This is a genomic window from Methyloversatilis universalis EHg5 (genome assembly GCF_000378945.1).
Lineage (GTDB): Bacteria > Pseudomonadota > Gammaproteobacteria > Burkholderiales > Rhodocyclaceae > Methyloversatilis > Methyloversatilis universalis_A.
Genome location: NZ_KB900539.1, coordinates 3,955,676 through 3,980,751 on the forward strand (window position 1 = coordinate 3,955,676; position 25,076 = coordinate 3,980,751).

At 67.1% G+C, this 25,076-nt stretch carries 26 protein-coding genes; 11 read left to right on the forward strand and 15 right to left on the reverse strand.

Annotation, left to right across the window (positions count from 1 at the left end):
* Positions 1-274 precede the first annotated feature (274 nt).
* Entirely contained in the window at positions 275-1,126 is an 852-nt protein-coding gene (locus METUNV2_RS0118035; protein WP_018230876.1) for a DUF3293 domain-containing protein, read from the forward strand.
* Positions 1,127-1,144: 18 nt separating this feature from the next.
* Here METUNV2_RS0118035 and METUNV2_RS0118040 read toward each other — a convergent pair whose 3' ends face one another.
* From METUNV2_RS0118040 to METUNV2_RS0118050, 3 genes are read right to left on the reverse strand one after another with little or no spacing between them, the layout of a single operon-like run.
* A complete protein-coding gene (locus tag METUNV2_RS0118040) occupies positions 1,145-1,876 on the reverse strand; it encodes an anti-sigma factor (protein ID WP_018230877.1) in 732 nt (243 codons plus the stop codon).
* Positions 1,873-2,430 carry a sigma-70 family RNA polymerase sigma factor gene (locus METUNV2_RS0118045; protein ID WP_018230878.1) on the reverse strand — a complete coding sequence of 186 codons (558 nt, stop codon included), beginning with the start codon at positions 2,428-2,430 and terminating at the stop codon, positions 1,873-1,875. Before METUNV2_RS0118045 ends, METUNV2_RS0118040 begins: the two co-directional genes overlap by 4 nt.
* A gap of 36 nt (positions 2,431-2,466) precedes the next feature.
* Positions 2,467-2,877 carry a COG4315 family predicted lipoprotein gene (locus METUNV2_RS0118050; RefSeq protein ID WP_026188271.1) on the reverse strand — a complete coding sequence of 137 codons (411 nt, stop codon included), beginning with the start codon at positions 2,875-2,877 and terminating at the stop codon, positions 2,467-2,469.
* Between the two features lie 197 nt (positions 2,878-3,074).
* On the opposite strand from METUNV2_RS0118050, the gene METUNV2_RS0118055 reads away from it, so the two are divergent.
* On the forward strand, positions 3,075-4,613 hold the full coding sequence (locus tag METUNV2_RS0118055; RefSeq protein WP_026188272.1) for a hypothetical protein: 1,539 nt from the start codon (positions 3,075-3,077) through the stop codon (positions 4,611-4,613).
* A complete protein-coding gene (locus METUNV2_RS0118060; protein ID WP_018230881.1) occupies positions 4,610-6,214 on the forward strand; it encodes a hypothetical protein in 1,605 nt (534 codons plus the stop codon). Before METUNV2_RS0118055 ends, METUNV2_RS0118060 begins: the two co-directional genes overlap by 4 nt.
* Positions 6,215-6,259: 45 nt before the next feature.
* Here the strand turns inward: METUNV2_RS0118060 and phoR are convergent, their stop codons facing one another.
* On the reverse strand, positions 6,260-7,561 hold the full coding sequence (phoR, locus tag METUNV2_RS0118065) for a phosphate regulon sensor histidine kinase PhoR (protein WP_018230882.1): 1,302 nt from the start codon (positions 7,559-7,561) through the stop codon (positions 6,260-6,262).
* A gap of 89 nt (positions 7,562-7,650) precedes the next feature.
* Positions 7,651-8,340: a phosphate regulon transcriptional regulator PhoB gene (phoB, locus tag METUNV2_RS0118070; RefSeq protein ID WP_018230883.1), complete on the reverse strand. Its 690-nt coding sequence runs from the start codon at positions 8,338-8,340 to the stop codon at positions 7,651-7,653.
* A 185-nt stretch (positions 8,341-8,525) separates the two neighbouring features.
* On the opposite strand from phoB, the gene METUNV2_RS0118075 reads away from it, so the two are divergent.
* The 4 genes from METUNV2_RS0118075 to METUNV2_RS0118090 all read left to right on the forward strand — a co-directional run bounded on the left by METUNV2_RS0118075 (position 8,526) and on the right by METUNV2_RS0118090 (position 11,333).
* The gene (locus METUNV2_RS0118075) at positions 8,526-8,963 is read left to right on the forward strand and encodes a gamma-butyrobetaine hydroxylase-like domain-containing protein (RefSeq protein WP_018230884.1); all 438 of its coding nucleotides are present in this window, start codon (positions 8,526-8,528) and stop codon (positions 8,961-8,963) included.
* A 7-nt stretch (positions 8,964-8,970) separates the two neighbouring features.
* Complete coding sequence (gene ubiE / locus METUNV2_RS0118080) at positions 8,971-9,708, forward strand: bifunctional demethylmenaquinone methyltransferase/2-methoxy-6-polyprenyl-1,4-benzoquinol methylase UbiE (RefSeq protein ID WP_018230885.1); 738 nt, start codon at positions 8,971-8,973, stop codon at positions 9,706-9,708.
* 146 nt (positions 9,709-9,854) lie between these two features.
* Positions 9,855-10,745: a Tim44 domain-containing protein gene (locus METUNV2_RS0118085; protein WP_018230886.1), complete on the forward strand. Its 891-nt coding sequence runs from the start codon at positions 9,855-9,857 to the stop codon at positions 10,743-10,745.
* Positions 10,746-10,748: 3 nt separating this feature from the next.
* A complete protein-coding gene (locus tag METUNV2_RS0118090) occupies positions 10,749-11,333 on the forward strand; it encodes a ubiquinone biosynthesis accessory factor UbiJ (protein WP_018230887.1) in 585 nt (194 codons plus the stop codon).
* On the opposite strand, the gene glpD is transcribed toward METUNV2_RS0118090, so the two are convergent.
* From glpD to METUNV2_RS0118140, 10 genes are all read right to left on the reverse strand, one after another.
* Entirely contained in the window at positions 11,318-12,799 is a 1,482-nt protein-coding gene (gene glpD / locus METUNV2_RS0118095) for a glycerol-3-phosphate dehydrogenase (protein WP_036271227.1), read from the reverse strand. The two genes, METUNV2_RS0118090 and glpD, sit on opposite strands and share 16 nt — an antisense overlap.
* A gap of 79 nt (positions 12,800-12,878) precedes the next feature.
* On the reverse strand, positions 12,879-13,295 hold the full coding sequence (locus tag METUNV2_RS0118100) for a F0F1 ATP synthase subunit epsilon (RefSeq protein ID WP_018230889.1): 417 nt from the start codon (positions 13,293-13,295) through the stop codon (positions 12,879-12,881).
* 65 nt (positions 13,296-13,360) lie between these two features.
* Complete coding sequence (gene atpD, locus METUNV2_RS0118105) at positions 13,361-14,764, reverse strand: F0F1 ATP synthase subunit beta (protein WP_018230890.1); 1,404 nt, start codon at positions 14,762-14,764, stop codon at positions 13,361-13,363.
* A gap of 34 nt (positions 14,765-14,798) precedes the next feature.
* A complete protein-coding gene (gene atpG, locus METUNV2_RS0118110; protein ID WP_018230891.1) occupies positions 14,799-15,668 on the reverse strand; it encodes a F0F1 ATP synthase subunit gamma in 870 nt (289 codons plus the stop codon).
* Between the two features lie 18 nt (positions 15,669-15,686).
* Entirely contained in the window at positions 15,687-17,225 is a 1,539-nt protein-coding gene (gene atpA, locus METUNV2_RS0118115; RefSeq protein WP_018230892.1) for a F0F1 ATP synthase subunit alpha, read from the reverse strand.
* 10 nt (positions 17,226-17,235) lie between these two features.
* The gene (locus tag METUNV2_RS0118120; RefSeq protein ID WP_018230893.1) at positions 17,236-17,772 is read right to left on the reverse strand and encodes a F0F1 ATP synthase subunit delta; all 537 of its coding nucleotides are present in this window, start codon (positions 17,770-17,772) and stop codon (positions 17,236-17,238) included.
* 4 nt (positions 17,773-17,776) lie between these two features.
* Complete coding sequence (locus METUNV2_RS0118125) at positions 17,777-18,250, reverse strand: F0F1 ATP synthase subunit B (RefSeq protein ID WP_018230894.1); 474 nt, start codon at positions 18,248-18,250, stop codon at positions 17,777-17,779.
* Between the two features lie 46 nt (positions 18,251-18,296).
* Positions 18,297-18,539 carry a F0F1 ATP synthase subunit C gene (gene atpE / locus METUNV2_RS0118130; protein WP_008063733.1) on the reverse strand — a complete coding sequence of 81 codons (243 nt, stop codon included), beginning with the start codon at positions 18,537-18,539 and terminating at the stop codon, positions 18,297-18,299.
* Positions 18,540-18,615: 76 nt separating this feature from the next.
* A complete protein-coding gene (atpB, locus tag METUNV2_RS0118135; RefSeq protein ID WP_018230895.1) occupies positions 18,616-19,509 on the reverse strand; it encodes a F0F1 ATP synthase subunit A in 894 nt (297 codons plus the stop codon).
* Position 19,510: 1 nt separating this feature from the next.
* The gene (locus METUNV2_RS0118140; RefSeq protein ID WP_018230896.1) at positions 19,511-19,861 is read right to left on the reverse strand and encodes an ATP synthase subunit I; all 351 of its coding nucleotides are present in this window, start codon (positions 19,859-19,861) and stop codon (positions 19,511-19,513) included.
* Between the two features lie 329 nt (positions 19,862-20,190).
* Here METUNV2_RS0118140 and METUNV2_RS0118145 point away from each other — a divergent pair, with 329 nt between their 5' ends.
* Genes METUNV2_RS0118145 through METUNV2_RS0118160 form a run of 4 tightly spaced genes read left to right on the forward strand, consistent with a single transcriptional unit; the run spans position 20,191 to position 25,071 of the window.
* Positions 20,191-20,502 carry an ArsR/SmtB family transcription factor gene (locus tag METUNV2_RS0118145; RefSeq protein WP_018230897.1) on the forward strand — a complete coding sequence of 104 codons (312 nt, stop codon included), beginning with the start codon at positions 20,191-20,193 and terminating at the stop codon, positions 20,500-20,502.
* Positions 20,499-21,677, forward strand: coding sequence for an alanine racemase (locus METUNV2_RS0118150; protein ID WP_018230898.1), 1,179 nt, complete (start codon positions 20,499-20,501; stop codon positions 21,675-21,677). The genes METUNV2_RS0118145 and METUNV2_RS0118150 overlap by 4 nt, the downstream gene beginning before the upstream one ends.
* Before the next feature lie 15 nt (positions 21,678-21,692).
* Entirely contained in the window at positions 21,693-23,831 is a 2,139-nt protein-coding gene (aas, locus tag METUNV2_RS0118155) for a bifunctional acyl-ACP--phospholipid O-acyltransferase/long-chain-fatty-acid--ACP ligase (RefSeq protein WP_018230899.1), read from the forward strand.
* Position 23,832: 1 nt separating this feature from the next.
* Positions 23,833-25,071, forward strand: coding sequence for an amidohydrolase family protein (locus METUNV2_RS0118160; RefSeq protein ID WP_018230900.1), 1,239 nt, complete (start codon positions 23,833-23,835; stop codon positions 25,069-25,071).
* The last annotated feature ends 5 nt before the right edge of the window (positions 25,072-25,076 follow it).

A 25,076-nucleotide genomic window follows, 5' to 3' on the forward strand; every position in this document is an offset into this window, starting at 1 on the left:
CGAGGGGGCTGCGCTCGCCCTTGGGGCGGCCCTGCGGGCGGCGCGGAGGCCCCCACGCTCACTGCGTTCGCACAGGGCCGGCTTTGCACAGCCGGCCCGTTCGGCAGGCACGGCGCATGCGCCGCGAAACCCCTGCCTCACCCCCGCCGAGGGGGCTGCGCTCGCCCTTGGGGCGGCCCTGCGGGCGGCGCGGAGGCCCCCACGCTCACTGCATTCGCACAGGGCTGGCTTTGCACAGCCGGCCGGTTGCGCAGCACCTATCTGAACGACTGAAATGTCCGACAATTGCCCGATCTGTGACGACACGCCCGGCCATCACTGGCTGTGGCGCGACGACCGGCTGCGCGTGATCGACGCGCGCGACCCTGACCACCCGGCCTTCCTGCGCGTGATCTGGAACGGTCACGTGCGGGAAATGACCGACCTTGTCGATGCCGACCGCGACCACCTGATGAATGTGGTGTGGCAGGTCGAACGCTGCGTGCGCGACGTGGCCCAGCCGGAGAAGATGAATCTCGGCAGCCTCGGCAACATGGTGCCGCACCTGCACTGGCACGTGATCGGCCGCTGGCCGGACGACGCCCACTTTCCCGGTTCGGTGTGGGGCGCGAAACAGCGCGAATCCGCACCCCGTCCGCGTCTGCCGTCGGCGCTGTGGCGCGCCACGCTGCTGGCCCGGCTCGGTCTGCCGACCGTTCAGGTCAGCGATGCGCTGGCCGGCGCCTACGAAGGCAGTGACTACGCGGTGGCGCTGCCCGATGGCGAAGCGGTGCTGAACGTGGGCGCCCCGTCACCGGCGCTGGACCGCTGGCTGGCGGCCCAGGGCCAGGCTCAGTGGGCGCTGATCTCGGCGGTCAATCCGTGGTCGTCGCACTGCGACGAAGACAGCAACCGCGCAGCCCATGCCGCGCTGCGCGCCCTGCTGACCCAGCGCGGTCTGGCCGTGCTCGATGCCCAGAACCGCAGCGCCGACGCAGGCTGGACCGAAACGTCGCTGCTGTGCGCCGGCCTGAGCGGCGAAGAGGCGCTGCGCATCGGCGCCGCCTTCGGCCAGAACGCGGTGCTCACCGGCGATGCAGGTCAGCCGGCACGGCTGCGCTGGTGCGTGCGCCGGCAGGACGACTGAAGCCCGTCTGCCGCGCTTTCACCACAGCTTGACGCAGTGACCGCGCAGCACGAAGGCGGCCGACGGGCGGGACGAGTCGGCTGAAGGTTCGAGGGACACGCCCAGTTCGTCCACCTCGGACAGCAGCGCCTCCGAACTGTCTGACATCTTCAGCATCTGCTTTGGCGCCGCCTGCAGCGCGCCAAGACGGAAAGGCGCCCGGCCTTTCGGCAGCGCCCACAGCACCGCCACCTGACCGGCCGGCACCGCCAGCGGCTGCAGCAGCTTCACGCTGAGGTCCATGCCGCGCCGGCGCGATGACGCCAGCGCGGCAGGGCGGCCTTCGGCGTCGGTCAGCAGGCCGACATAGCTGGCCGGCAGCACCGCCTGCGGCGGCAGATCGGCCGACACGATCCAGTCCGGCTGCAGACGCACCACCCCCACCGTCAGCAGCAGGCCGCAGGCAAAGCCCAGCGCAGGCCGCAGCCAGCCCGCCCACTGGCGCGACGCGGGGGCACCGAGCCCGGTGCGGCGTTCTATGCCGCGCCACACGGCGGACGACGGCTGTACCGGCGGCACCACCGCGGCCAGCGCGGCGCCATGGCTTTCCCACTTCTTCAGGGCGCGCGCCGCAGACTCGCGGCTGCGCACCAGCCGCTCGAAGCGGCGGCGCGGCAGGCGGCCCAGGGTGCCCAACACATAGGCGGCAGCCAGCCGGTCCAGCAGTTCCGGGTTGCCGTAGCGACCGGCCGGATGTTCGGCCCCGTTCATTCCAGGTGCTCCAGGCAGCGGCGCAGGCGCTCGACACCGCGTCTGAGCCAGGCTTTCACGCTGCCGACCGGCGAGCCGAGATGGGCCGCCAGTTCGCTGTGCGAAAGCCCGTGGTAATAGGCCAGCGCCAGACACTGGCGCTGCGGGCCTTCGATGTCGTCGATGCAGCGACGCAGGTGAAGGGCATCCGCCGCCTGTTCGAGCAGACCCAGCGGATCCGGCCGCTCATCGGCACGGCGTTCGGCGTCGGCCGGATCGAGCGATTCGGTCGCGCGCACCCGCTCGGCGCGCAGCAGGTCGAGCGCGCGGTTGCGCACCAGCGCGGTCAGCCAGGCCATCGGCGTACCAGCGTCTGCGCGGTAAGCTGCGGCGCGCTGCCACACGCCGGCAAAGGCTTCCTGCAGCACGTCTTCGGCCAGATCGCGCCGGCGCAGCAGGCGCAACGCAACCCCCAGCAGCTGCGGCGCACAGGCGTCGTACAGCTGGCGGAAGGCCGCGCGGTCGCGCAGCGCAACCCGGGCAAGCAGCCCGTCGAGACCGGCAGGATCATGCATCGGCGCATGATGCCATGCACATCGCGCTCACCGGCATCAATACTCTTTCGGGCGGTAGCTGCCGGCATCACCGGTCATCGGCGTGTCACGCACCACGTGCCACACACCCTTCACGCCGTCACCGGTGGCCTGCCCCGGCCCGCTGTCGCCGGCATAGAAATACAGCGGCCGCCCGCGCACGGCCCACTGGCGGCTGCCGTCGCTGCGGGTCACCAGCCCGTAGTCACCCACCGGCTTCGCATCCGCCGCCGCAACGAAGGGTGGCCACAGCGCGGCGCACTGGTCGTAGCACACGCTCTTGCCCTCGCTGTCCTTGTCGAACACGTAGAGCACCCGGCCTGCGGCATCGGTAAGCAGGCCGGCCTTGCCGGTCACCGGCTGGGCGTGCAGGGGCCCGGCACTCAGGGTCAGCGCGAACAGGGACATAAGGGACAGGGTTTTCTTCATCGGAGCACTCCTCAGGTCGGGGCACGCAAGGCTGCGCACCTGTCCGGGTCTACGGCCGCTGCACGGAATCGGAGGCAGCCACCGCACAAAAGACGCGAAAGCGGTGTCAAAAAGAGTGCCCTGCGTGGCGCCCTTCCGCGCGGAAAACCGCGCCAGCACATAGAATTGCTTACATCAGGTTACAACGACAGTCTTTCATGCACCTGTTTGCTCTCCCAGCCACCAGCAGCACCCACTTGCCGGAGTTCCGCGATGCCCGCACCGCGCGCGAGTGGCTGGACGGCACCGACGGCAATCAGCCGCTGGCGACCCAGGCGCGTCTGCTCGGCCAGCTCAACCTGCTGAACCGCTGCACGCTGGCCGCGGGCGAGCGGCTGCGCGTGGCCGAAGAGCTGCGCGACACCGTGCTGGCGATTCAGGCCTCGACCTCCAATCGCTTCGTCGGCCGCCCGCTGCCGCTGTCGGCTGGCGAGCGCGCCGCCTTCGATGCCAACCAGGGCATGTGGGACACGCTGGCCACCGCCTATCTGCACTGTCTGGCGGCCGCACTGGACGGCGACGGCGCCGTGGTCGGCCAGACCGGCCTGATCGCCCATCGCGCGCTGAGTGCGCTGGCGCTGATGCAGCTCGACGCGCTGCGCACCGCGCACACGCCCGCGCCCGGGTACTGGCGACGGGTGCATGCCTGTTTCGACGCCGCCGAGCGGCTGGGCGCAGCAGAGCGCAAGATCCGCGACGACATCATTCACGACGAACGCCCGACCACGGTGCGCGCCGCCTATGTGCTGTGCGTGCTGCTGCACGGCGCCAGCCCGTTCGGCCTGACCCACCGCCAGCTCAGGGTGCTGCACCGCTGGCTGGGCAAGTGGTCGGGCAAGGTGGCGGTGTTCGACGCGCCGGTCACCCACAGCGCGCTGCCGCCGCTGATGCTGGACCTGAGCGCAGACGCGCCGGTGGCCCGCATGCCGCAGGCCGGCAGCCGGCTGCGCTGGCTGGTGCTGGACGAGTTCTCGCACAGCGTGCGCAAGCGTCTGGCACTGCTCGCCCAGGGCGAAACGCCGCTGGCGCTGCGACTGGGCGACGAACTGAGTCCGGCTCAGGCGGAACGCCTGCTGCGCCATCTGCACGGCCACTGCTGCCGCGGCGGCCTCACCCGCGCCGAAGCGCGCCGACCGCTGCAGCAGAACGCCGCGGCGGTCATCGGCATGGCCGCGGTGCAGCAGTTCCTCGGCGGCGGTGACGACGCGATCGACACCTTCGGCACCCGCACGATGGAAGCCGGCTACCTGGTGGAAGACTGGCGCATCCTCGACGACAGCCCGGCCGGCCTGCGCCTGGGCCGGCGCGCCACCGGCGACGGCGCGCGGGTCGCCAACGGCATGCTGCTGGCGGTCCGGCCGGAGAACGCCACCCAGTTCATGCTGGCTCATGTGTGCTGGGTCATGATGAGCGACGGCGAACTGCAGATCGGCATACGGATGCTGGCCGGCACACCGCGCCTGGTGGAACTGAGCCGCGCGCCGGACGGCAGCGGAGAGCATGCCGCACGAGGCGTGCTGATGCCCGAGGTGTCCCGCATCGGCCAGCCGGAATGCGTCGCCCTGCCCGCCGGCTGGTACCGCAAGGCGCGCGACATCACGCTGGGCGACGAAGACGGCCCGCGCCGGGTGCGCCTGGTCGAATCGATGGAACGCGGCGCCGACTTCGACCTGGCCCGCATCGAGCCGGTGGCATGAACGCGCCCACGCTCAATTACCGCGACGCGACCCAGTGCATGACGCTGATCGCCGAGCTGCCGCTGACCAATGTCCCACGCGTGCGCGACACGCTCACCCGCATGCTGTACGGCCTGCGGCAGACCCCGCCGCGCAGCGCCGACTACCTCGCGGTGCTGGAGGCGATGCGCCCGCCGCTGCACTTCCTGCAGGAAAGCCTGGGCAAGCGCTACAGCAGTCGCCCGGTGGCACCGGGCAGTGCGGACGACGGCGTGCTGCGTCAGGTGGTGGCGCTGTGGCTGGCGATGGCCCAGGCCTACGCGCAGGCCGCCGAGAATGCCGGCGTGAACCCGCTCGGCGACGGCCGGCTGGCCCAGGTGTGCCAGCGCTGCGTGCTGTACGCCGGACGGGCGGTGCTGGAGTATTTCCGCGCCCGGCGCACCGTACCGCGCGGCCTGTGGCTGGAACTGCACGGCTACTACAGCACCGCCGAGGAATGGGGCTTTGCCACCCAGCCGGTGCCCGACGGCCTGAAGGAAGGCGGCCACCCGCAGAGCGCGGCCGAGTCCTACTGCGGCGTGCTGCTGGTCGACCTGTCCAACCCCTATGGCCGCAGCCCACGCGAATTCGACTGGGTGTGCCGCTGGGCCGAACAGTACGCAGGCCTGACCGAAATCATGCCGGTATTCGGCGGCACCGACGCCAAGACCTATGCGGTTGATCTGAACCAGGACAGCGGCGCGCGGCCGCTGGAGGTGTTCGCCCGCTCGCCCCATCTGCGCCGGCTCGGTTCGGCGCGACTGGCCAGCGAAATCGAACGCGCCGTGGCCGGACTGCGCCAGGGCCAGTCACCGGAGGTGCTGGGCCTGGGCGCCGACTGCCACCCGGTGTCGGCCGGCCGGTTGCTGCTGCAGCTGTACAAACCCTGGTGCCACGCCGCCAACCCGCGCCGCTTCCAGCGCCGGGCGGGCGAAGGCGACATCGAGGTCGCGCTGAGCCCCGACTCCATGCACTTCTTCATCGCCGGCCACGATTTCGTGCAGCCACCGCCGGCCCGCATCTACAGCCACAGCGACTTCGTCGACATCGCCACCTTCGGCGAACGGGCCGCCGACACCGGGCAGCTGGCGGTACGCCAGGCCAGTGCGCGTGCGCAGTACCCGTCACAGCACTGGGCCATGCTGGACCACAGCGTGATGGGCTACCGGCTGCGCGCGCCGCGCGACACGACGCCGGTGGAATATGCGCAGCTGATCGCGGTGTTCGGACCGGATTCCGAACACTGGCGGCTGGCCCGGGTGTCCTGGCTCATGTACGAGTCGGATGGCAGCCTGCTGAACGGTCTGCACGTACTGCCGGGCACGCCGCGCGCGCTGTCGGTACGGCCGCAGGCGGAAGAGGGCCAGCCGGCCGAGCGCTTCATCCGCGCCTTCCTGCTGCCGGCGGTACAGGTGATGGGCGAGGAAGCCACGCTGGTGCTGCCACGCGGCTGGTTCCAGCCGGACCGGAAGATCGAGGTCTATGTTGCCGAACTGCTGCGCAGCGTGCAGCTGGTGCGGCTGAACAGCTTCGGGGTCAATTACGAGCGGGTGGCTTTCATCGAGCTGGGCTCGGCCGGCTGATCTGCCGGGCGCGGATTCCGGCGGAGAGCCGTAGCGCCCGCCTGCTCAGCAGGTCAGCGTGCGCCGTGCCGGGAAGCGCACGGTGAAGCGGCTGCCGCGACCGGGTTCGCTGTCGATCTGCAGCGTGGCCTGGTGGCGTTCCAGCACGTGCTTCACGATGGCCAGCCCGAGACCGGTACCACCGGTTTCGCGCGAACGGCCGCGATCGACCCGGTAGAAACGTTCGGTCAGCCGCGGAATGTGGGCGGCGTCGATGCCGATGCCGTTGTCGGTGACCGAAAACTCGCCGCCGCCATCGACCACCCGCCAGTCCAGCTTCAGCGTGCCGCCGTCCGGCGTGTAGCGCACCGCATTGCTGGCCAGATTGCCAAGCGCGCTGCGCAGGTCTCGCGCACAGCCGAGCAGCGCGCCCGGCGCGCCGTCGACAGTGAGCGACACCGTGTGCCGGCCGGACGACAGCGCCCGTGTTTCGACCAGCACGATGTCCAGCAGATTGCGCATGTCGACCTGCTCTTCCGGCGTCGGCGTATCGGTTTCCAGCGCCGACAGCGTGAGCAGGTCATCCACCAGCCGCTGCATGCGCACCGACTGCTGCTGCGCCATGCGGATGAAGGACAGCGCCTGTTCCTGCGGCAGATCGGGCAGCGCGTCCTCCAGCGTTTCCAGGAAGCCGTGGATGACGGTGAGCGGCGTCTTCATTTCATGCGACACGTTGGCGACGAAATCGCGGCGCATGGTTTCCAGCTTTTCCAGCTGGGTGATGTCGCGGGTGAGCAGCAGCTTCTGGTCATCGCCGAAGGGCACCACGCGCAGCTGCAGCGTGCGGCCGGGCTGACGCGGTGACGGCATGGACAGCGGCTCGCCGTACTCGCCGGACTGCAGGTATTCGGCAAATTCGGGCTGACGGACCAGATTCAGGATGGGCATCGCGATGTCGCGCCGGCCGTCCAGACCGAGGTGCTCTTCGGCCATCGGGTTCAGCCACTCGATCAGTTCGTCGCGCGACATGATGAGCGTGCCGTCCGGCATCGCACGGCTGGCCTCGCGCATGCGTTCGAGCCGGCTGCGCAGATCCTCGCGCTGGTGACGGGCGTTACGCTCGCGCCGGGCCAGCTTGGCGAACAGGAATTCCCACTGGCCGCCGCCTTCCGGCAGCTCGGCCTCACCGGTCGAATTGAGCCAGCGGTCGAAGCGGCCGATCTCGAACTGGTCGCGCAGGCTGCCGATCAGCAGCAGCGCGCAGGCGAATATCAGCGCCGGCACCAGCAGGTCGGCGGCGTAGCCGATCAGCGCGCACAGGGCGACGAAGGCGATGCGGAGCACCGCACGGAACCAGAATTCACGCATGGGAAGGTCAGCAGGCGGTCACGGCGCCGGATTATGCGCGGTCGCGCAGACGGGCGCGACCGTCACGACCGGCGACGCGCCGGTGCCGTTCAGTCCTTCTGGCAGGAGAGGCGGTAGCCGCTGCCGCGTACGGTCTGGATCAGCGCGTCGTGGCCACTGGCTTCCAGCGCGCCGCGCAGACGGCGGATGTGCACATCCACCGTGCGCTCCTCGACGAACACGTGGTCGCCCCACACGCTGTCCAGCAGCTGGGCGCGGGAGTGCACGCGTTCGGCGTGGGTCATGAAGAAGTGCAGCAGACGGAATTCGGTCGGGCCCAGCACCACCGCCGCGCCGCGTGCAGTGACGCGGTGGGTGGCCGGGTCCAGCCGCAGACCGTCGATCTCGACCGGATCTTCAGTCGCCTGCGGCTTCTGCCGGCGCAGCACCGCCTTGATGCGGGCGGCCAGTTCGCGCGGCGAGAAAGGCTTGGTCACGTAGTCATCGGCGCCGGTTTCCAGACCGGTCACCTTGGACTGTTCGTCACCACGCGCGGTGAGCATGATGATGGGCACGCCACGGGTGCGCTCGTCGCCACGCAGGCGACGGGCCAGATCGATGCCGCTCTGGCCCGGCAGCATCCAGTCAAGCAGCACCAGATCGGGCAGTTCGGCCTGCAGCAGGCGCAGTGCGGTTTCCGCGTCCGGCGCGCGCAGCGGGTCGTGCCCGGTGCGGGTGAGCGTGACGCTGATCAGTTCCTGGATGGACGGTTCGTCCTCGACGACAAGAATGCGGGCCATGACGGGTTTGCGTGCGGGCTGTGACGGGAACGCGACGCAGTCTATTTCAGTATGGTGACGGTTTAGTGACAGGGGAAACCCTCGCCTCAATACGATGTCGCGGAGCGCTGCGGCGCTGCCTGGAAAGGGCGGCAGCGACCCGCGAGGGGTATCATCCGCATTCTTCGCATCGCTCGCAGGACATCATGGCAGGACTGGACAAAGACACCCCCATCCCCACCGAAATCAAGGTGCAGCAGAAGTCGAAGGTGATGGAAGTCAGCTTCGACAATGGCAGCAGCTTCAGCTTCACCTTCGAATTCCTCCGCGTGTGCTCGCCGTCCGCCGAAGTGCGCGGCCACGGCCCGGGGCAGGAAACGCTGCAGGTGGGCAAGCGCGACGTGGACATCGTGCGGGTCGAACCGGTGGGCGCCTATGCGGTGAAACCTGTGTTTTCCGACGGTCACGACAGCGGCATCTATTCGTGGGACTACCTCTACCTGCTGGGCGAGAACCAGCAGGCGCTGTGGGAGGACTACCTGCACCGCCTGGCCGCCGCCGGCGCCAGCCGCGACCCGGCCCTGGTGCCACCGGCCGCGCCCAAGGGTGGCTGTGGCAGCGGCGGTTGCGGCCATCACCACTGAGGCGGCCATGAGCGACAACTCCACCGATTTCGGCTTCGAACGCGTGCCCGAGGGCGCCAAGGCGCGCCGCGTGGCCGGCGTGTTCTCGTCGGTCGCGCGCCGCTACGACGTCATGAACGACCTGATGTCGGCCGGCCTGCACCGCGCCTGGAAGGCCTTCGCCATCCAGATGGCCGGCGTGCGGCCGGGCCAGCGCGTACTCGACGTGGCGGCCGGCACCGGCGACCTCACCATCGCCCACGCCAAGCGCGCCGGCAGCAGCGGCGAGGTATGGCACACCGACATCAACCCGGAAATGCTGGGCGAAGGCCGCGACCGGCTGCGCGATGTCGGCCTGGTGCTGCCCAGCCTGCTGTGCGACGCTGAAAAGCTGCCCTTCCCGGACAACTACTTCGACTGCGTCACGGTGGCCTTCGGCCTGCGCAACATGACCCACAAGGACCGCGCACTGGCCGAGTTCCGCCGCGTGCTGAAGCCGGGTGGCCGTGCGCTGGTGCTGGAGTTCTCGCGCGTGGCCAAGCCGCTGGAAAAGGCCTACGACCTGTATTCGTTCAAGGTGCTGCCCTGGCTTGGCAAGAAGGTGGCCAATGACGAGGCGAGCTACCGCTATCTGGCCGAATCGATCCGCATGCATCCGGACCAGGAAACGCTGGCCGGCATGATGCGCGACGTGGGGCTGGGCCGGGTCGAGTATTTCAATCTGAGCGCCGGCGTAGTGGCCCTGCACCGCGGCTTCAAGATTTGAAATCCCGGTCGTGCGGCCTGTCGCCGCCGACCTGACAGGAAGGAAAGGACACAGGACGGTAGAACCAAAGTCCGGCTTCACGGTCACTTCGTGTGCTAACTTTAATGCCCTCCCCCCTCTTCCCACCCTTATCCGGAGATGTCCAGATGAAGAAATTCCTGCTCGCACTGTGTGTGGCCATGGTTGGCCTCGGCGGTGCATTGCACGATGCCGAAGCCGCCAAGCGCATGGGTGGCGGCAAGTCCTTCGGCAGCCAGCGCGACTCGAACACCATGCAGCGCGACGCGGCCCCGACGCCGTCCAGCCCGCAGAATGCCGGCGCGATGCAACGCCAGGCACAGCCGGCGGCGGCCGGTGCTGCGCAGCCGGCCAAGCGCTCGTGGATGGGCCCGCTGGCCGGTCTGGCTGCCGGTATCGGCCTGGCCGCCCTCGCCTCCCACCTCGGCTTCGGCGAGGAAATGGCGTCCTTCATGATGATCGCGCTGCTGGTGATGGCTGCACTGTTCGTCTGGCGCATGTTTGCCGCCCGTCGCGGCGCCGCGCAGCAGCAGCAGGGCATGCAGTACGCCGGCGCGACCTCCGGTGCCGCCAGCCAGCAGCCTGCCCGCTTCGAAGCCGCCGCCCCGGTGGCCGGAGGCAGCGTAGCGACCGCGGTGAATGACATTCCGGCGGATTTCGATGTCGAGGGCTTCCTGCGTCAGGCCAAGCTCAATTTCGTCCGTCTGCAGGCGGCCAACGACAAGGGTGACGTGGAAGACATCCGCCAGTTCACCAGCCCGGAAGTGTTCGCCGAAATCCGCATGCAGATCCAGGAACGCGGCCCGGTCCAGCAGCACATCGACGTGGTGCAGCTCGACGCAGCGCTGGTTGATCTGGTGACCGAAGGTGGCCAGTACGTCGCCAGCGTGCGCTTCGGCGGACTGCTGCGCGAAGACGCGGACGCCTCGCCGGAGCGCTTCGACGAGGTGTGGCACCTGGCCAAGCCGGTATCCGGCGAGCGCGGCTGGGTCATTGCCGGCATCCAGCAGCTGCAGTAAGTCATGATCACCGGCGCCGCGCTGCCCGTCCTGAATCACCTGCTCGATCAGGCGCCGGGCGCCCACGCCCGGCTGCAGCGCCACGCCGGAGCGGTCGCGCGGCTTGAGCTGGGCGGCGTCGGCATGAGCTTCCTGATCGGTGAAGACGGCCGGCTGCTCGCGGACGGCGGACAGCCACCGTCGGTCACGCTGCGACTGCCTGCCGATGCGCTGCTGAAGCGGATGCACGAAGGTGACGCCGTGCTGCGCGATGCGCGCATCGAGGGCGACGCGGCGCTGGCCGAAACGCTCGGGCAGGTGCTGCGCGGCCTGCGCTGGGACGCCGCAGAGGATCTGAGCCGGCTGATCGGCGACGCTGCGGCCGAACGCGTGGTCGGCGGCGCCCGTGCAGCCCTGGCCGGTGGACGCGATCTTGGCGCGCGGCTGGCCGCCTCTGCCGGCGAGTACGTGGCGGACGAAGCACAACTGCTCGTGCGCCCGGTGGCGACGGCGGTTTTCAGCGATGAGGTCGACACGCTGCGCGACGACCTCGCACGGCTGCAGAAGCGCATCGAACTGCTGGAGCGGCGCGCTCAGCCCGGTCGCTGATCCGCCCACCAGCGCGCGAACGCCTCCCGCTGCGCCGGACTCATCCCGACACCGCATTTCGTTCTTCGCCAGAGCAGGTCGTCGGCGCTGTGCGCCCATTCATGGCGCGCGCACCAGCGCACTTCGGCCTCGTACAGGCCGCCACCGAAATCCCGCCCTGCCCCGCCCGACGCCGCCTGTTCGAGCAGCGTCGATGTCATGCTGCCATGTCGCCCGACCAGCGCATTCACCCAGCCGGCCGGCAGATCGGCATGCCGCTCGCTCAGCCTGCGCGCCAGGTCCGGTCTTTGCGCCGCGTCCGCATCCTCAGCGCCCGGCAACAGACGGTCGGCAGTGCCACAGCGCGCATCCGATCCGAAAAAGACAGTCAGGCGGTCTAGCGCCTGCTCCGCCAGACGGCGGTGCGTCGTGAGCTTGCCGCCCTGTATCGACATCCAGCCGCGGCCTCCGCGCTCGCCGTCCATCGTCATCCGGTATTCGCGACTGGCGGTACGGGCGCTGCCGCCACCGCCGACCAGCGGCCGCATGCCGCTGAATTCCCAGCGGATGTCCCGCTCCGACGGAGTTTGACCGAAGGCTCGCGTCAGACAGTGGATCAGATAGCGGCGCTCTGTGTCCGTTGCACCGAGCAAGTCCGGAGAAGGCAGCTCCGTTTCGGTGGTGCCGACCAGATGAGCGTCATCACCGAACGGAATGACGAACACGACACGGCGGTCCGGCTGCTGCAGCAGCCAGGCGTCTTCACCATCATGCAGACGCGGCACCACGATGTGCGTGCCCTGCACCAGCCGTACCGGTGGCGCCACCACACCGCGCAGCGCCTCGACCGCGCTCATCCACGGCCCGGCGACATTGACCACGCAGCGCGCCATCACCGTGGCCTCTCCTGCGGCGTCGCGCACGGTACAGCGCCAGCGGTCGCCATCGGGTGCGACCCCGATCAGCGCGCTGCGGGGTCGCACACGGGCGCCCAGCGCCTGCGCGTCGATCAGTGTGCACAGCGTGAGCCGTGCATCGTCCACCCACAGATCGTAATAGGCGTGTGCGGCGCCGACAGCCGGCTGCAGCCTGCCCAGCAGGGGAAAGCCGGGAGGCAACCGCTGCGATCGCGGCAGACAGGTAGTGCCGGCCAGCAGGTCGTACAGCGTCAGACCGGCGGCCAGCATCCACGCCGGTCGCTCGCCGGTATGCGGCACGATGAAGCGCTGCGGACGCACCAGATGCGCCGCGATGCGGCCCAGTGTTTCGCGCTCCTGCAGGGATTCCCGCACCAGACCGAAGGCGCCCTGTTCAAGGTAGCGCAGTCCGCCGTGAATGAGCTTGGTCGAGGCCGACGAGGTGGCGCCGGCAATGTCGCCGCGGTCGCAGACGACGACGTCGAAGCCGCGCAACGCGGCATCGCGTGCGATGCCGGCGCCATTGATGCCGGCACCGACAATGAGCAGGTCACAGCTATCCCGGGACATGGCCGGATTCTGCGCCCGGGACGCCAAAAACAAAAAGGCACGCCGTAGCGTGCCTTTCCGGACCTGCTTGAAACTGCGCTCAGTGACGCTTGCGCAGCTTCTGGATCGCCGCCAGCTGGGCGATGGCCGAAGCCAGTTCCGCCTGGGCCGCTGCGTAATCCACACCCGCCTGACGATTGGCCAGTGCTTCTTCGGCCTGACGCTTGGCTTCGTTCGCCTTCGCTTCATCCAGATCGTGGCCGCGGATGGCGGTATCCGCCAGCACGGTCACGAGGCCCGGCTGAACTTCCAGCAGGCCACCGGCCACGAAGATCAGCTCGTCGGTGGCCTGATTCGGCACCTTGATGCGGACTTCGCCCGGACGGATGCGGGTGATCAGCGGGGTGTGGCCGGGCAGGATGCCCAGCTCGCCGCTTTCGCCCGGCAGCGCGACGAATTCAGCCAGCCCGGAGAAAATCTTCTCCTCCGCGCTGACGACGTCGACATGTACGGTCATAGCCATGGTTACTCCGTGAAAGCTGTGCCCGACCCCGCTTCCGCAGGATCAGGCACGTCGCGTCATCACTGCAGGGACTTCGCCTTTTCGAACGCTTCCTCGATGCCGCCGACCATGTAGAAGGCCTGTTCCGGCAGGTGGTCGCATTCGCCATTCACGATCATGTTGAAGCCCTTGATCGTGTCGGCCAGCGGCACGATCTTGCCCGGCGAACCGGTGAAGACTTCGGCCACGTTGAACGGCTGCGACAGGAAACGCTGGATCTTGCGGGCGCGCGCCACGGCCAGCTTGTCTTCCGGCGACAGTTCGTCCATGCCCAGAATCGCGATGATGTCGCGCAGTTCCTTGTAGCGCTGCAGCGTCGATTGCACCTTGCGGGCAACCGAGTAGTGCTCTTCGCCAACGATCAGCGGATCAAGCTGACGCGAGGTCGAGTCGAGCGGATCGACCGCCGGGTAGATACCCAGCGAAGCGATGTCACGCGACAGCACGACGGTGGCGTCCAAGTGCTGGAAGGTGGTTGCCGGCGACGGGTCGGTCAAGTCATCCGCAGGCACATACACGGCCTGAATCGACGTGATCGAGCCGACCTTGGTCGAGGTGATGCGCTCCTGCAGACGGCCCATTTCGTCGGCCAGCGTCGGCTGGTAGCCCACGGCGGACGGCATGCGACCCAGCAGTGCGGACACTTCGGTACCGGCCAGCGTGTAGCGGTAGATGTTGTCCACGAAGAACAGGATGTCGCGGCCTTCGTCACGGAACTTCTCGGCCATGGTCAGACCGGTCAGCGCCACGCGCAGACGGTTGCCCGGCGGCTCGTTCATCTGGCCGAACACCATCGCCACCTTGTCGAGAACCTTCGACTCTTCCATTTCGTGGTAGAAGTCGTTGCCCTCACGGGTGCGCTCACCCACACCGGCGAATACGGAGTAACCACCGTAGCTCTTCGCGATGTTGTTGATGAGTTCCATCATGTTCACGGTCTTGCCCACACCGGCACCGCCGAACAGACCGATCTTGCCGCCCTTGGCGAACGGGCAGATCAGGTCGATCACCTTGATGCCGGTGGGCAGCAGGTCAACCGACGGGCTCAGTTCGTCGAACTTCGGTGCCTTCTGGTGAATGGCACGACGTTCTGCGGTGGCGATGTCGCCCGCTTCGTCGATCGGACGGCCGAGCACGTCCATGATGCGACCCAGCGTGGCGGTGCCGACCGGCACGCTGATCGCGGCGCCGGTACCCTTCACCTTCATGCCGCGGCGCAGACCGTCGCTGGAACCCAGCGCAATCGTACGCACCACGCCGTCGCCCAGCTGCTGCTGGACTTCGAACGTCAGACCCGCTTCGGCCGTGTGCGAACCATCGGCTTCGTCGAGCTGCAGCGCTTCAAACACTTTCGGCATCGAGTCGCGCGGGAACTGGATATCCACCACGGCGCCGATACACTGAACGATGTTTCCGGTATTCATCGTCTATCCCCAATACAAAAATTCGTTTGCGCGATCAGACTGCCGCGGCGCCGCCGACGATCTCGGACAGCTCCTTGGTAATCGCCGCCTGGCGGGTCTTGTTGTAGACCAGCTGCAGTTCGCCGATGACATTGCCTGCGTTGTCGGACGCGGCCTTCATCGCCACCATACGTGCGCTCTGTTCGGACGCCATGTTTTCGGCGACCGCCTGATACACCAGCGCTTCAACGTAACGAACGAGCAGCTCGTCGATCACCACCTGCGGGTCCGGCTCGTACAGGTAATCCCAGGTGCCTTCCGGCGTACCCAGACGATCGCCCGTGAGCGGCAGCAGCTGATCAAGCACCGGCTCCTGCTTCATCGTGTTGATGAAGCGGGTGAAGGAGAGGTACACCGCGTCGATCTCGCCGGCCTGGAAAGCGTCGATCATGACCTTGACCGGCCCGATCAGTCTTTCCAGATGCGGCGTATCGCCGAGCTGCGTCACCTGGGACACCACCTTGGCGCCCACGCGCTGCATGAAACCCAGACCCTTGTTGCCGATTGCGGCAACGCGGATCTCGGTGGCGCCCTTGGCTTCCCACTCCTTCATCGCATTGGTCGCCAGACGCAGCACGTTGGTGTTCATGCCGCCGCACAGACCCTTGTCGGTCGTGACGACGATGACACCCACGCGCTTGATCTGACCCACCGTCGCGAGGAACGGATGCTTGTAGTCGCTGATCGTTGCGGCAGACAGGTTGGCAGCAAGACGGCGGATCGTTTCGGCGTAGGGCCGGGCGGCACGCATCCGGTCCTGCGCCTTGCGCATCTTGGATGCAGCCACCATCTCCATCGCCTTGGTGATCTTCTTCGTGTTTTGCACGCTCTTGATCTTGGAACGGATCTCTTTTCCGCTGGCCATGGTTATCTCCGTCCGCGCTTACGCCCAGCTCTTCTTGAACTCGGCCACCGCGGCAGCGAGCACCTTTTCCGACTCACCGTCGAGATCCTTGGAGGTCTCGATCTTGGTGACCAGATCAGCGTACTTCTGCTGCAGGAACTGATGCAGGGCCGATTCAAAGGCGAGCACGCGCGGCACTTCGATGTCATCGAAGTAACCGTTGTTCGCGGCGTACAGCGAAATACCCATCTGGGCGACCGACAGCGGAGAGTACTGCGGCTGCTTCATCAGTTCGGTCACGCGGCGGCCACGCTCGAGCTGCTTGCGGGTCGCTTCGTCCAGATCGGAGGCGAACTGCGCGAACGCAGCCAGCTCACGGTACTGGGCCAGAGCCAGACGGACACCGCCACCCAGCTTCTTGATGATCTTGGTCTGGGCCGCACCGCCGACGCGGGACACCGACACACCGGCGTTGATAGCCGGGCGGACGCCTGCGTTGAACAGATCGGTTTCCAGGAAGATCTGGCCGTCGGTAATCGAGATCACGTTCGTCGGAACGAAGGCGGACACGTCACCGGCCTGGGTTTCAATGATCGGCAGCGCGGTCAGCGAACCGGTCTTGCCCTTCACTTCGCCGTTGGTGAACTTCTCGACGTAGTCGGGGTTCACGCGGGCTGCGCGCTCGAGCAGGCGGCTGTGCAGATAGAACACGTCACCCGGGTAGGCTTCACGGCCCGGCGGACGGCGCAGCAGCAGCGAAATCTGGCGGTAGGCAACGGCCTGCTTGGACAGATCGTCGTACACGATCAGCGCGTCTTCGCCGCGATCGCGGAAGTATTCGCCCATCGTGCAGCCCGAGTACGGTGCCAGGAACTGCATGGCGGCCGAATCGGAAGCCGAGGCGGCGACCACGATGGTGTATTCCATCGCGCCGTACTCTTCCAGCTTGCGCACCACGTTCGCGATGGTCGAGGCCTTCTGGCCCACCGCGACGTAGATGCAGGTCATGTTCTGACCCTTCTGGTTGATGATGGCGTCGACGGCGACCGCGGTCTTGCCGGTCTGACGGTCACCGATGATCAGCTCGCGCTGGCCACGGCCGACCGGAACCATCGAGTCGATCGACTTCAGGCCGGTCTGCACCGGCTGCGAAACCGACTGACGTGCGATCACGCCCGGAGCGACCTTTTCAACCTTATCGGTCAGCTTGGCGTTGATCGGGCCCTTGCCGTCGATCGGCTGACCCAGCGCGTTCACGACGCGGCCGATCAGCTCGGGGCCGACCGGCACTTCGAGAATGCGGCCGGTACACTTGACGGTCTGGCCTTCGGAAATGTGTTCGTAGTCACCCAGAACCACGGCGCCGACGGAGTCGCGCTCGAGGTTCAGCGCCAGACCGAACGTGTTGCCTTCGAATTCCAGCATTTCACCCTGCTGGACGTCGTCCAGGCCGTGCACGCGCACGATGCCGTCGGTCACCGAAACCACGGTGCCTTCGGTACGCGACTGCGCCGACAGCTGCAGGTTCTGGATCCGGCTCTTGATCAGGTCGCTGATTTCAGACGGATTGAGGTTCATCAAAAAACTCCTAGTTCTTTAGCGCAGTGGCCATGGCGGCGAGCTTGCCGCGGACCGAGGCGTCGATCACTTCGTCACCGACCGCAACTTTCACACCGCCGATCAGCTCGGGATCCAGCGACACACGGGCTTCCAGACGACGGCCGAAACGCGGCTCGAGGTCGGTCAGCAGGCGCGACACCGTGGCGTCGTCCATCGGGAATGCCGAACTGATGTGGGCGACGGCGCTGCTCTCGTGCTCGTTCTTCAGCTCGACGAACAGCTCGGCGATCTCGGGCAGAACGCCCAGACGGCCGTTCTGCGCCAGCACGCGCGCAAAGCTGCGATGCTCGTCGGCGATCTCGCCGGGCACTGCGGTGAGGAAGAGGAAACCACGGTCGGTCGAGGTGCGGGTCGGATCGGCCAGCAGCTGCTTGACCTGCGGGTCGCCGGCAGCGGCGGCCATCAGGCCGAGGGCATCAGCCCAGGCTGCCAGCGCGCCGCCTTCCTTGGCCAGCTGGAACGCGGCTTCGGCGTAGGGTCGCGCGATGGTGACGTTCTCTGCCATGGTGTCAGCTCAGTTCCTGCTTCAGGTTGGCAAGCAGATCGGCGTGGACTTGGGCATTGATCTCGCGACGCAGGATGCGTTCTGCGCCTGCGACAGCCAGCTGGGCAACCTGGTCACGCAGGGCATCCTTCGCCTTCTGCGCAGCCGCAGCTGCTTCGTTGCCAGCCGCTTCGCGGGCCGCTGCGACGATGCGGTTCGCTTCAGCGCGAGCATCCTCGACCAGCTTCGCAGCCTGCTTCTCGGCGCCGGAACGGAGTTCAGCCGCGGACTCGCGCGCAGAGCGCAGTTCCTCGACCGACTTCTTCTCGGCATTCGCCAGATCCGCCTTTGCCTTGTCCGCAGCCGCCAGCCCGTCAGCGATCTTCTTCGCGCGCTCGTCGAGTGCCTTGACGATCGGCGGCCACACGAAACTCTTCGTGAACCACACAAACGTCAGGAACACGACGATCTGGATGATGAGCGTTGCGTTCAAATTCACGGCAACTTTCCCTTCATTAAATCGGTGTTGGGGAGGAAAGCCGTTCTTACTTCAGGAAGGTCGAGGTGGCGAACCAGAGGGCGATACCGGTACCGATAATGAAAGCGGCGTCGATCAGGCCAGCCAGCAGGAACATCTTGACCTGCAGCGCGTTCATCAGCTCCGGCTGACGGGCCGAGGCTTCGAGGTACTTACCGCCCATCAGTGCGATACCGATACATGCACCGATAGCACCCAGACCGATGATCAGACCGCAGGCGAGGGCGACGAGACCGAACACTTGTTCCATGACAGCAACTCCTTAGATTTAGAAAAGAAACGAAAACAACAAAACCGACTGCAAAAACCGGGAAAACGTCTTCTTCTTAGTGACCTTCGTGTGCCTGGCCGATGTACACCAGCGTCAGCATCATGAAGATGAATGCCTGAAGCGCGACCACGAGGATGTGGAACACCGCCCATGCGAAGCCTGCAACGACGTGACCGAAGGCGAGCAGGAAGCTCGGCGCGTTGGCACCCGTCCAGGCAGCACCCATCAGCGCGATCAGCATGAAGATGAGTTCGCCGGCAAACATGTTGCCGAACAGACGCATGCCGTGCGACACGGTCTTGGCAAGGAATTCGATGACGTTCATCGCGAAGTTGAACGGCGCCAGGATCAGCTTGTCGCCGAAGGGGGCCGAAATCAGCTCGTGCGCCCAGCCGCCGGCGCCCTTGATCTTCACGTTGTAGTACAGACACACCAGCAGCACGGCAATCGACATGCCCATGGTGGCGTTGATGTCGGCGGTCGGCACGACACGCATGTAGGCGTGGTGCGGATCATGGCCGGCGGATGCGTAGATGCCTTCCCAGATGCGCGGCAGCAGGTCGAGCGGCAGGAAGTCCATCGCGTTCATCAGGAAGATCCAGACGAACACGATGAGCGCCAGCGGAGCCACGGTGCGACGGGACTCTTCACTGTGGATCAGGCCCTTGGCCTGATCGGCCACCATCTCGACCAGGATTTCGACCGCAGCCTGGAAGCGACCGGGCACGCCGGACGTGGACTTCGCCGCGGCGCGGTAAAGCACGAACAGAGCGATGACGCCCAGAATGACCGAGTAGAAAACGGTGTCGAGGTTGACCAGATTCCAGTTGATCAACTCCGCCTGCTTTTCGCCGGTGTTGTTCAGGAAGGTCAGGTGGTGAGCGATGTACTCACCGGGGGTCGGGCCATGATGGGCCACTTCAGTCGCCAGTTCGGTTCCGGATGCCATGTCAGTGTTTGAACAAAAAAGCAAAAAAACCTGCCTGCAGCGCTGCAGCCAGACCTCCCAGGAACCAGCCCCACATCAGGCCGGGCATGAGGGCGTGACCCAGCAACAGCAGCCCAATCGTCGAAACGACCTTGATCGCCTCGCCGACAAAGAATTCGACCGGGTACGACACTTTCCCGTGCGCCGCCACATGCGACAGACGCCCGAGCCGGATCGCGAACAGAAGGCTGGGCAGCACATAACTCAGGCCACCGAGCAGGGCGGACACGCCGGCAACCATTCCGCCAGCGAACAGCGCGATGCCGGTCACTACCAGCACCAGCGACAGCTGCAGCATGATCGCCTTCAACATGCAGCCATCCCAGAAGCCATCACTTCACGCATTCCTGCCACCCAACGTTCGCGAACGCAGGTCATCTATAAGACACAAGTGTTCGCACTGCGACGAGCCGAAACCGCACGGCAACGCGCGCAAAGTCCTCGATGATACATACGCTTACAGCCAGGGTCAATAAGTTCCAGACTTTGCTCGGATTTTCCCGATCCGGCCTTCTTTGCCCCCTGTCCGAGCCGCCTTGCGTTCTCTTCCCGCCCTTCCTCGTCCCGCCGTTCCTCGTCCGTATGGATTAGGCGTCTCATCCCGTCTTGACGAAGCGGCTCAATTAGTCGATATTTTTCGACATGAGAAAAGATTATGCGCAAACCATTCCGTCGCAGTGGCTCGAATATTCGGGTCTGTTCGCGGCACTGGGGGATCCGGAGCGCCAGCGCATCCTGCTCAGTTTCGAGCCGGGCGAAAGCCTGAACGTGACCGAACTGACCCGTGCGTCCGCGCTGAGCCGGCCCACCGTGTCGCACCATCTGAAGCTGCTGTGCGAAGCCGGCGTGCTGGAACGCACCCGCCACGGACGCGAAATGCACTTCCGGCTGCGTGCCGATGCGCTGATCGAACGCCTGCGCACCGTCATCGACTATCTCGAGGCCCACCGTTGAACGCCCGGCTGACCTCGGACGTGCTGCACGCACTGCTGGCGCAGGCCGGCGACACGCCTTTCTACGCGATCGGTCGGGATGCGGTCGATGGGCGGATCGCCACACTGCGCGCACTGCTGCCGGCCACTTTGCAGCTGTGCTTCGCGGTCAAGGCCAATCCGCTGCCGGCGCTGCTGCAGCATCTGGCAACCCGTGTAGACGGCGCCGACGTCAGTTCGGCCGGCGAACTGACGCGCGCACTGGCAGCCGGCTTCGCAGCCGACGACATCGGCTTCACCGGCCCCGGCAAGCGCGACGCGGAACTGAGCGCAGCGATCGACGCCGGCGTGCGCATCTGCGCCGAATCGACCGGTGAAATCGAACGCATTGCCGGGCACTGCGCGCGGCTCGGCCGCACCGCGCGGGTCGCCCTGCGCGCGAACCCCGATCTCGCGATCACCGGCAGCCGGGTGCGCATGAGTGGCGACAGCTTCTTCGGCATCGCCAGCGAAGACCTGCCGGACGCGATCGCGCTGCTGCGCAGCCGCGGCCTGCCGTTCGCCGGCCTGCATTATTACTGCGCGTCGCGCATGCTGGACGCGGCCGAAATCGTCGCGCTGCACGACCGCTGTACCGACGAGGCACTGGCGATCTGCGCGCGCGCTGGCGTCGCCCTGGCCTGGCTCAATCTGGGCGGCGGTTTCGGCGTCCCGGTCGCCGCCGACGAGCGCGCGCTGGATTTCGCGCCGGTCGCCGAGAACCTGCACATGCTCGACGCGCGCCTGCGCGCCGCCCATCCGGACGCCCGGCTCGCGCTCGAACCCGGCCGCTACCTGGTGGCCGAAGCCGGTCATTACATATGCCGCGTGATCGACCGCAAGACCATGCGCGGCCGCACCTGGCTCATCGTCGATGGCGGCGCCCACCAGCATCTGCAGGCGACGCTGCAACCGGACCGGTTACAGCCGGCCAACTTTCCGATGACGCTGCACCCGCATGCGGCCACCGGCGAACGCGAACGGGTGAGCATCGCCGGCCCGCTGTGCGCGCCCTTCGACGTGCTGGCACGCGACATCGAACTGCCGCGCGCGCGGCCGGGCGACCTGCTGGTGGTGCATTGTTCCGGCGCCTACGGCGCCAGCGCCAGCCCGGTGAATTTCCTCGGCCATCCGCCGCCAGCCGAATTTCTTTTCTGAACCCACGGAGCATTCATGCGCCGCATCCTGCGTCCCCTGCTGGTACTTGTCTGCCGTCTGCTGTTCCGCATCGAGCCGCCGGCTGCACTGCCAGCGCAGCGCGACCGCCTGCTGGTCGTCGCCAACCACGAGTCCTTTCTCGACGGTCTGCTGCTCGGCCTGTTCCTGCCCATCGATCCGGTGTTCGTGGTGCATACCGGCATCGCGCGCAATCCGTTCTTCCGCGTGCTGCTGTGCATGGTCGATTACCTCGCGGTAGACCCGACCAGCCCGATGGCGATGAAGAAGGTGATCCGTCTGCTCGAATCCGGACGCCCGGTGGTCATCTTTCCGGAAGGGCGCATCACCACCACCGGCAGCCTGATGAAGGTGTATGACGGCCCGGCTTTCGTCGCCGCGAAGACCGGCGCCACCGTGCTGCCGGTGCGCCTGGACGGCGCCTCGCGCAGCTATTTCTCGCGCGTGTCCGGCCGCTATCCGAAATCGCTGTTTCCGCGCATCGCGCTCACCGTGCTGCCGGAAACGAAGATCGTCATGCCGGAAGCGCCCTCCGCGAAGGAACGCCGCCGCCGCGCCGGCGAAGCGATGCGCCGGCTGATGCAGGAAATGATTTTCGCGTCGCGCCCGCAGCAGACGCTGTTCGACGCGCTGTGCGACGCCGCCGAAATCCACGGCCGCAGCCGGCGCCTGATCGAGGACATGAAGCAGATCGAGTATTCCTACGGCGATCTGCTGAAGATGGCGCTGGCACTCGGCCGCGTGGTCGCGCGCATCACGCGTCCCGACGAGCGGGTCGGCGTGCTGCTGCCCAATCTCGCGCCGACCCTGGGTCTGGTGTTCGGCCTGAACGCCCACCGTCGGGTGCCGGCCATGCTCAATTACACCGCCGGTGTCGACGGCATGCAGGCCGCCTGCACCGCGGCTGAACTGCGGGTGATCGTCACCTCGCGCGCCTTCGCCGAACAGGCCAAGCTGGCCGACAAGCTGGCGGCGCTGCAGGGCGTCGAACTGCACTATCTGGAAGACCTGCGCGAAACGATCACGCTGGCAGACAAGCTGTGGCTGGTGCTGTGGGCGATGCGCGCGCCGCGTCTGGCAGCCGCAGCCGTATCGCCGGAAGCGCCGGCGGTGGTGCTGTTCACCTCCGGTTCCGAAGGCAAGCCCAAGGGCGTGGTGCTGTCGCACCGCGCGCTGCTGGCGAACATCGCGCAGATCCGCGCGGTGATCGACTTTTCGGTCGACGACAAGATCCTGAACGCGCTGCCGCTGTTCCACTCCTTCGGCCTCACCGCAGGCGGCCTGCTGCCGGTGCTCACCGGCGCCAACGTATTCCTCTACCCGTCGCCGCTGCACTACCGGGTCATTCCCGAATTGGCCTACGACCGCAACTGCACCGTGCTGCTCGGCACCAGCACCTTCCTCGGCAACTACGCGAAGTTCGCCCATCCCTACGACTTCTACCGGCTGCGCTATGTCATCGCCGGCGCCGAGAAGCTGTCGGAATCGGTGCGCAGCGCCTGGTTCGAGAAGTTCGGCCTGCGCATCTTCGAAGGCTATGGCGCGACCGAAACCGCGCCGGTGCTGGCCGTCAACACGCCGATGGCCTACCGCAGCGGCACCGTCGGTCAGCTGCTGCCGGGCCTGCACGCGAAACTGATGCCTGTCGCCGGCATCGACCGTGGCGGCGTGCTGCACGTGAGCGGTCCCAACCTGATGAGCGGCTATCTGAAATGGGACAGGCCCGGCGTGCTGCAGACGCCGTCATCGGACGCCGGCGACGGCTGGTATGACACCGGTGACGTGATCGAATTCGACGACGACGGCTTCGTGCGCATCGTCGGCCGCGTCAAGCGCTTCGCCAAGGTGGCCGGCGAAATGATTTCGCTGGAAACCGTTGAAAAGCTCGCCACCGCAGCCAGCCCGGCCGCCCAGCACGCCGCCTCGACCCAGCCCGATCCGGCGCGTGGCGAAACCATCGTGCTGTTCACCACCGACGCCGTGCTCGGCCGCGACGCGCTGCAGGCCGCGGCCCGCGATCGCGGCGCGCCGGAAATCGCGGTGCCACGCAAGATCGTCGTGGTCGACGCCCTGCCGCTGCTGGGCACCGGCAAGACCGATTACGTGACGCTGAAGAAGATGGCGGAGAGCGCCTGACATGGACGCCTCGCGTCGTCGCCTGCTCAAGCGCGGACTGCTGATCGGTGCCGGCCTCGCCAGCGCCGGCGCACTCAGCGTCTATGCGCGCAGCCGGCTGATGAATCCCTGCCGCGCCGCGCTGCCGCCAGCACTGGCCGGTCATGAGCTGATCGCACAGGCCTTCGACGGACTCGACCCGACACTGCTGCGCGACGTCCATGTGCACCTCGCCGGCACCGGCGACTCCGGCCGCGGCATCGAAATGACGCCGCGCATGCTGAGCCCGCTGCACCCGGCCGAGTATGTACAACGCCTGTTCTACCTGAACGCCGGCTGCGCGCATCAGGATCCGGGCCGGGTGGACGCGAGCTATGTGGACCGTCTGCACAATCTGGTCGAGACGCTGCCGGCCGGCTTCAAGCTGATGCTGTTCGCGTTCGAGCGCGCCTACGACGAAGCCGGACGTCCTCTGCCCGAACACACCGCCTTCCACGTGCCGGACGCCTATGCCCGCGATGTCGCCCGTGGTAACCCGGACCACTTCGAATGGGTGTGCTCGGTTCACCCCTACCGCGAGGACGCGGTCGAGGCGCTGGAAGCGGCCGCACGCGACGGCGCGCGCGCCATCAAGTGGCTGCCGCCGGCCATGGGCATCGATCCGGCATCCCGGCGCTGCGACCGCTTCTATGCCGCCGCCACCCGCCTCGGCCTGCCGCTGATCAGCCACGCGGGCGAGGAAAAGGCGGTGCATGGCGCCGGTGGTCAGGCACTGGGCAATCCGCTCAGGCTGCGTCGCGCGCTCGACCACGGCGTCAGCGTCGTTGTCGCCCATTGCGCAACCCTGGGTCGCGACGTCGACCTCGACGCCGGCCGCAGCGCGCCGGTACGCAGCAGCTTCGAACTGTTCACCCGGCTGATGGGCGAGCGCCATGGCGGCCGGCTGTACGGTGACATTTCCGCGATCACGCTGCGCAACCGCGATCTCGCCGTGGTGCGCACGCTGCTGCACCGCGACGACTGGCACGACCGCCTGCTGTACGGCTCCGACTATCCGCTGCCGGGCATCCTGCCGCTGATGTCGCCGGCAGCACTGGCAGATGCCGGACTGCTCGACGCAGTCGCCACGCCGGTGCTGGAACAGGTGCGCGAACACAACCCGCTGCTGTTCGACTTCATGCTCAAGCGCCTGCTGCGCGACGGGCGCCATCGTTTTGCCGATGCGGTGTTCGAAGCCGCACGCATCTTTCCTTCCGCCTGACCGGA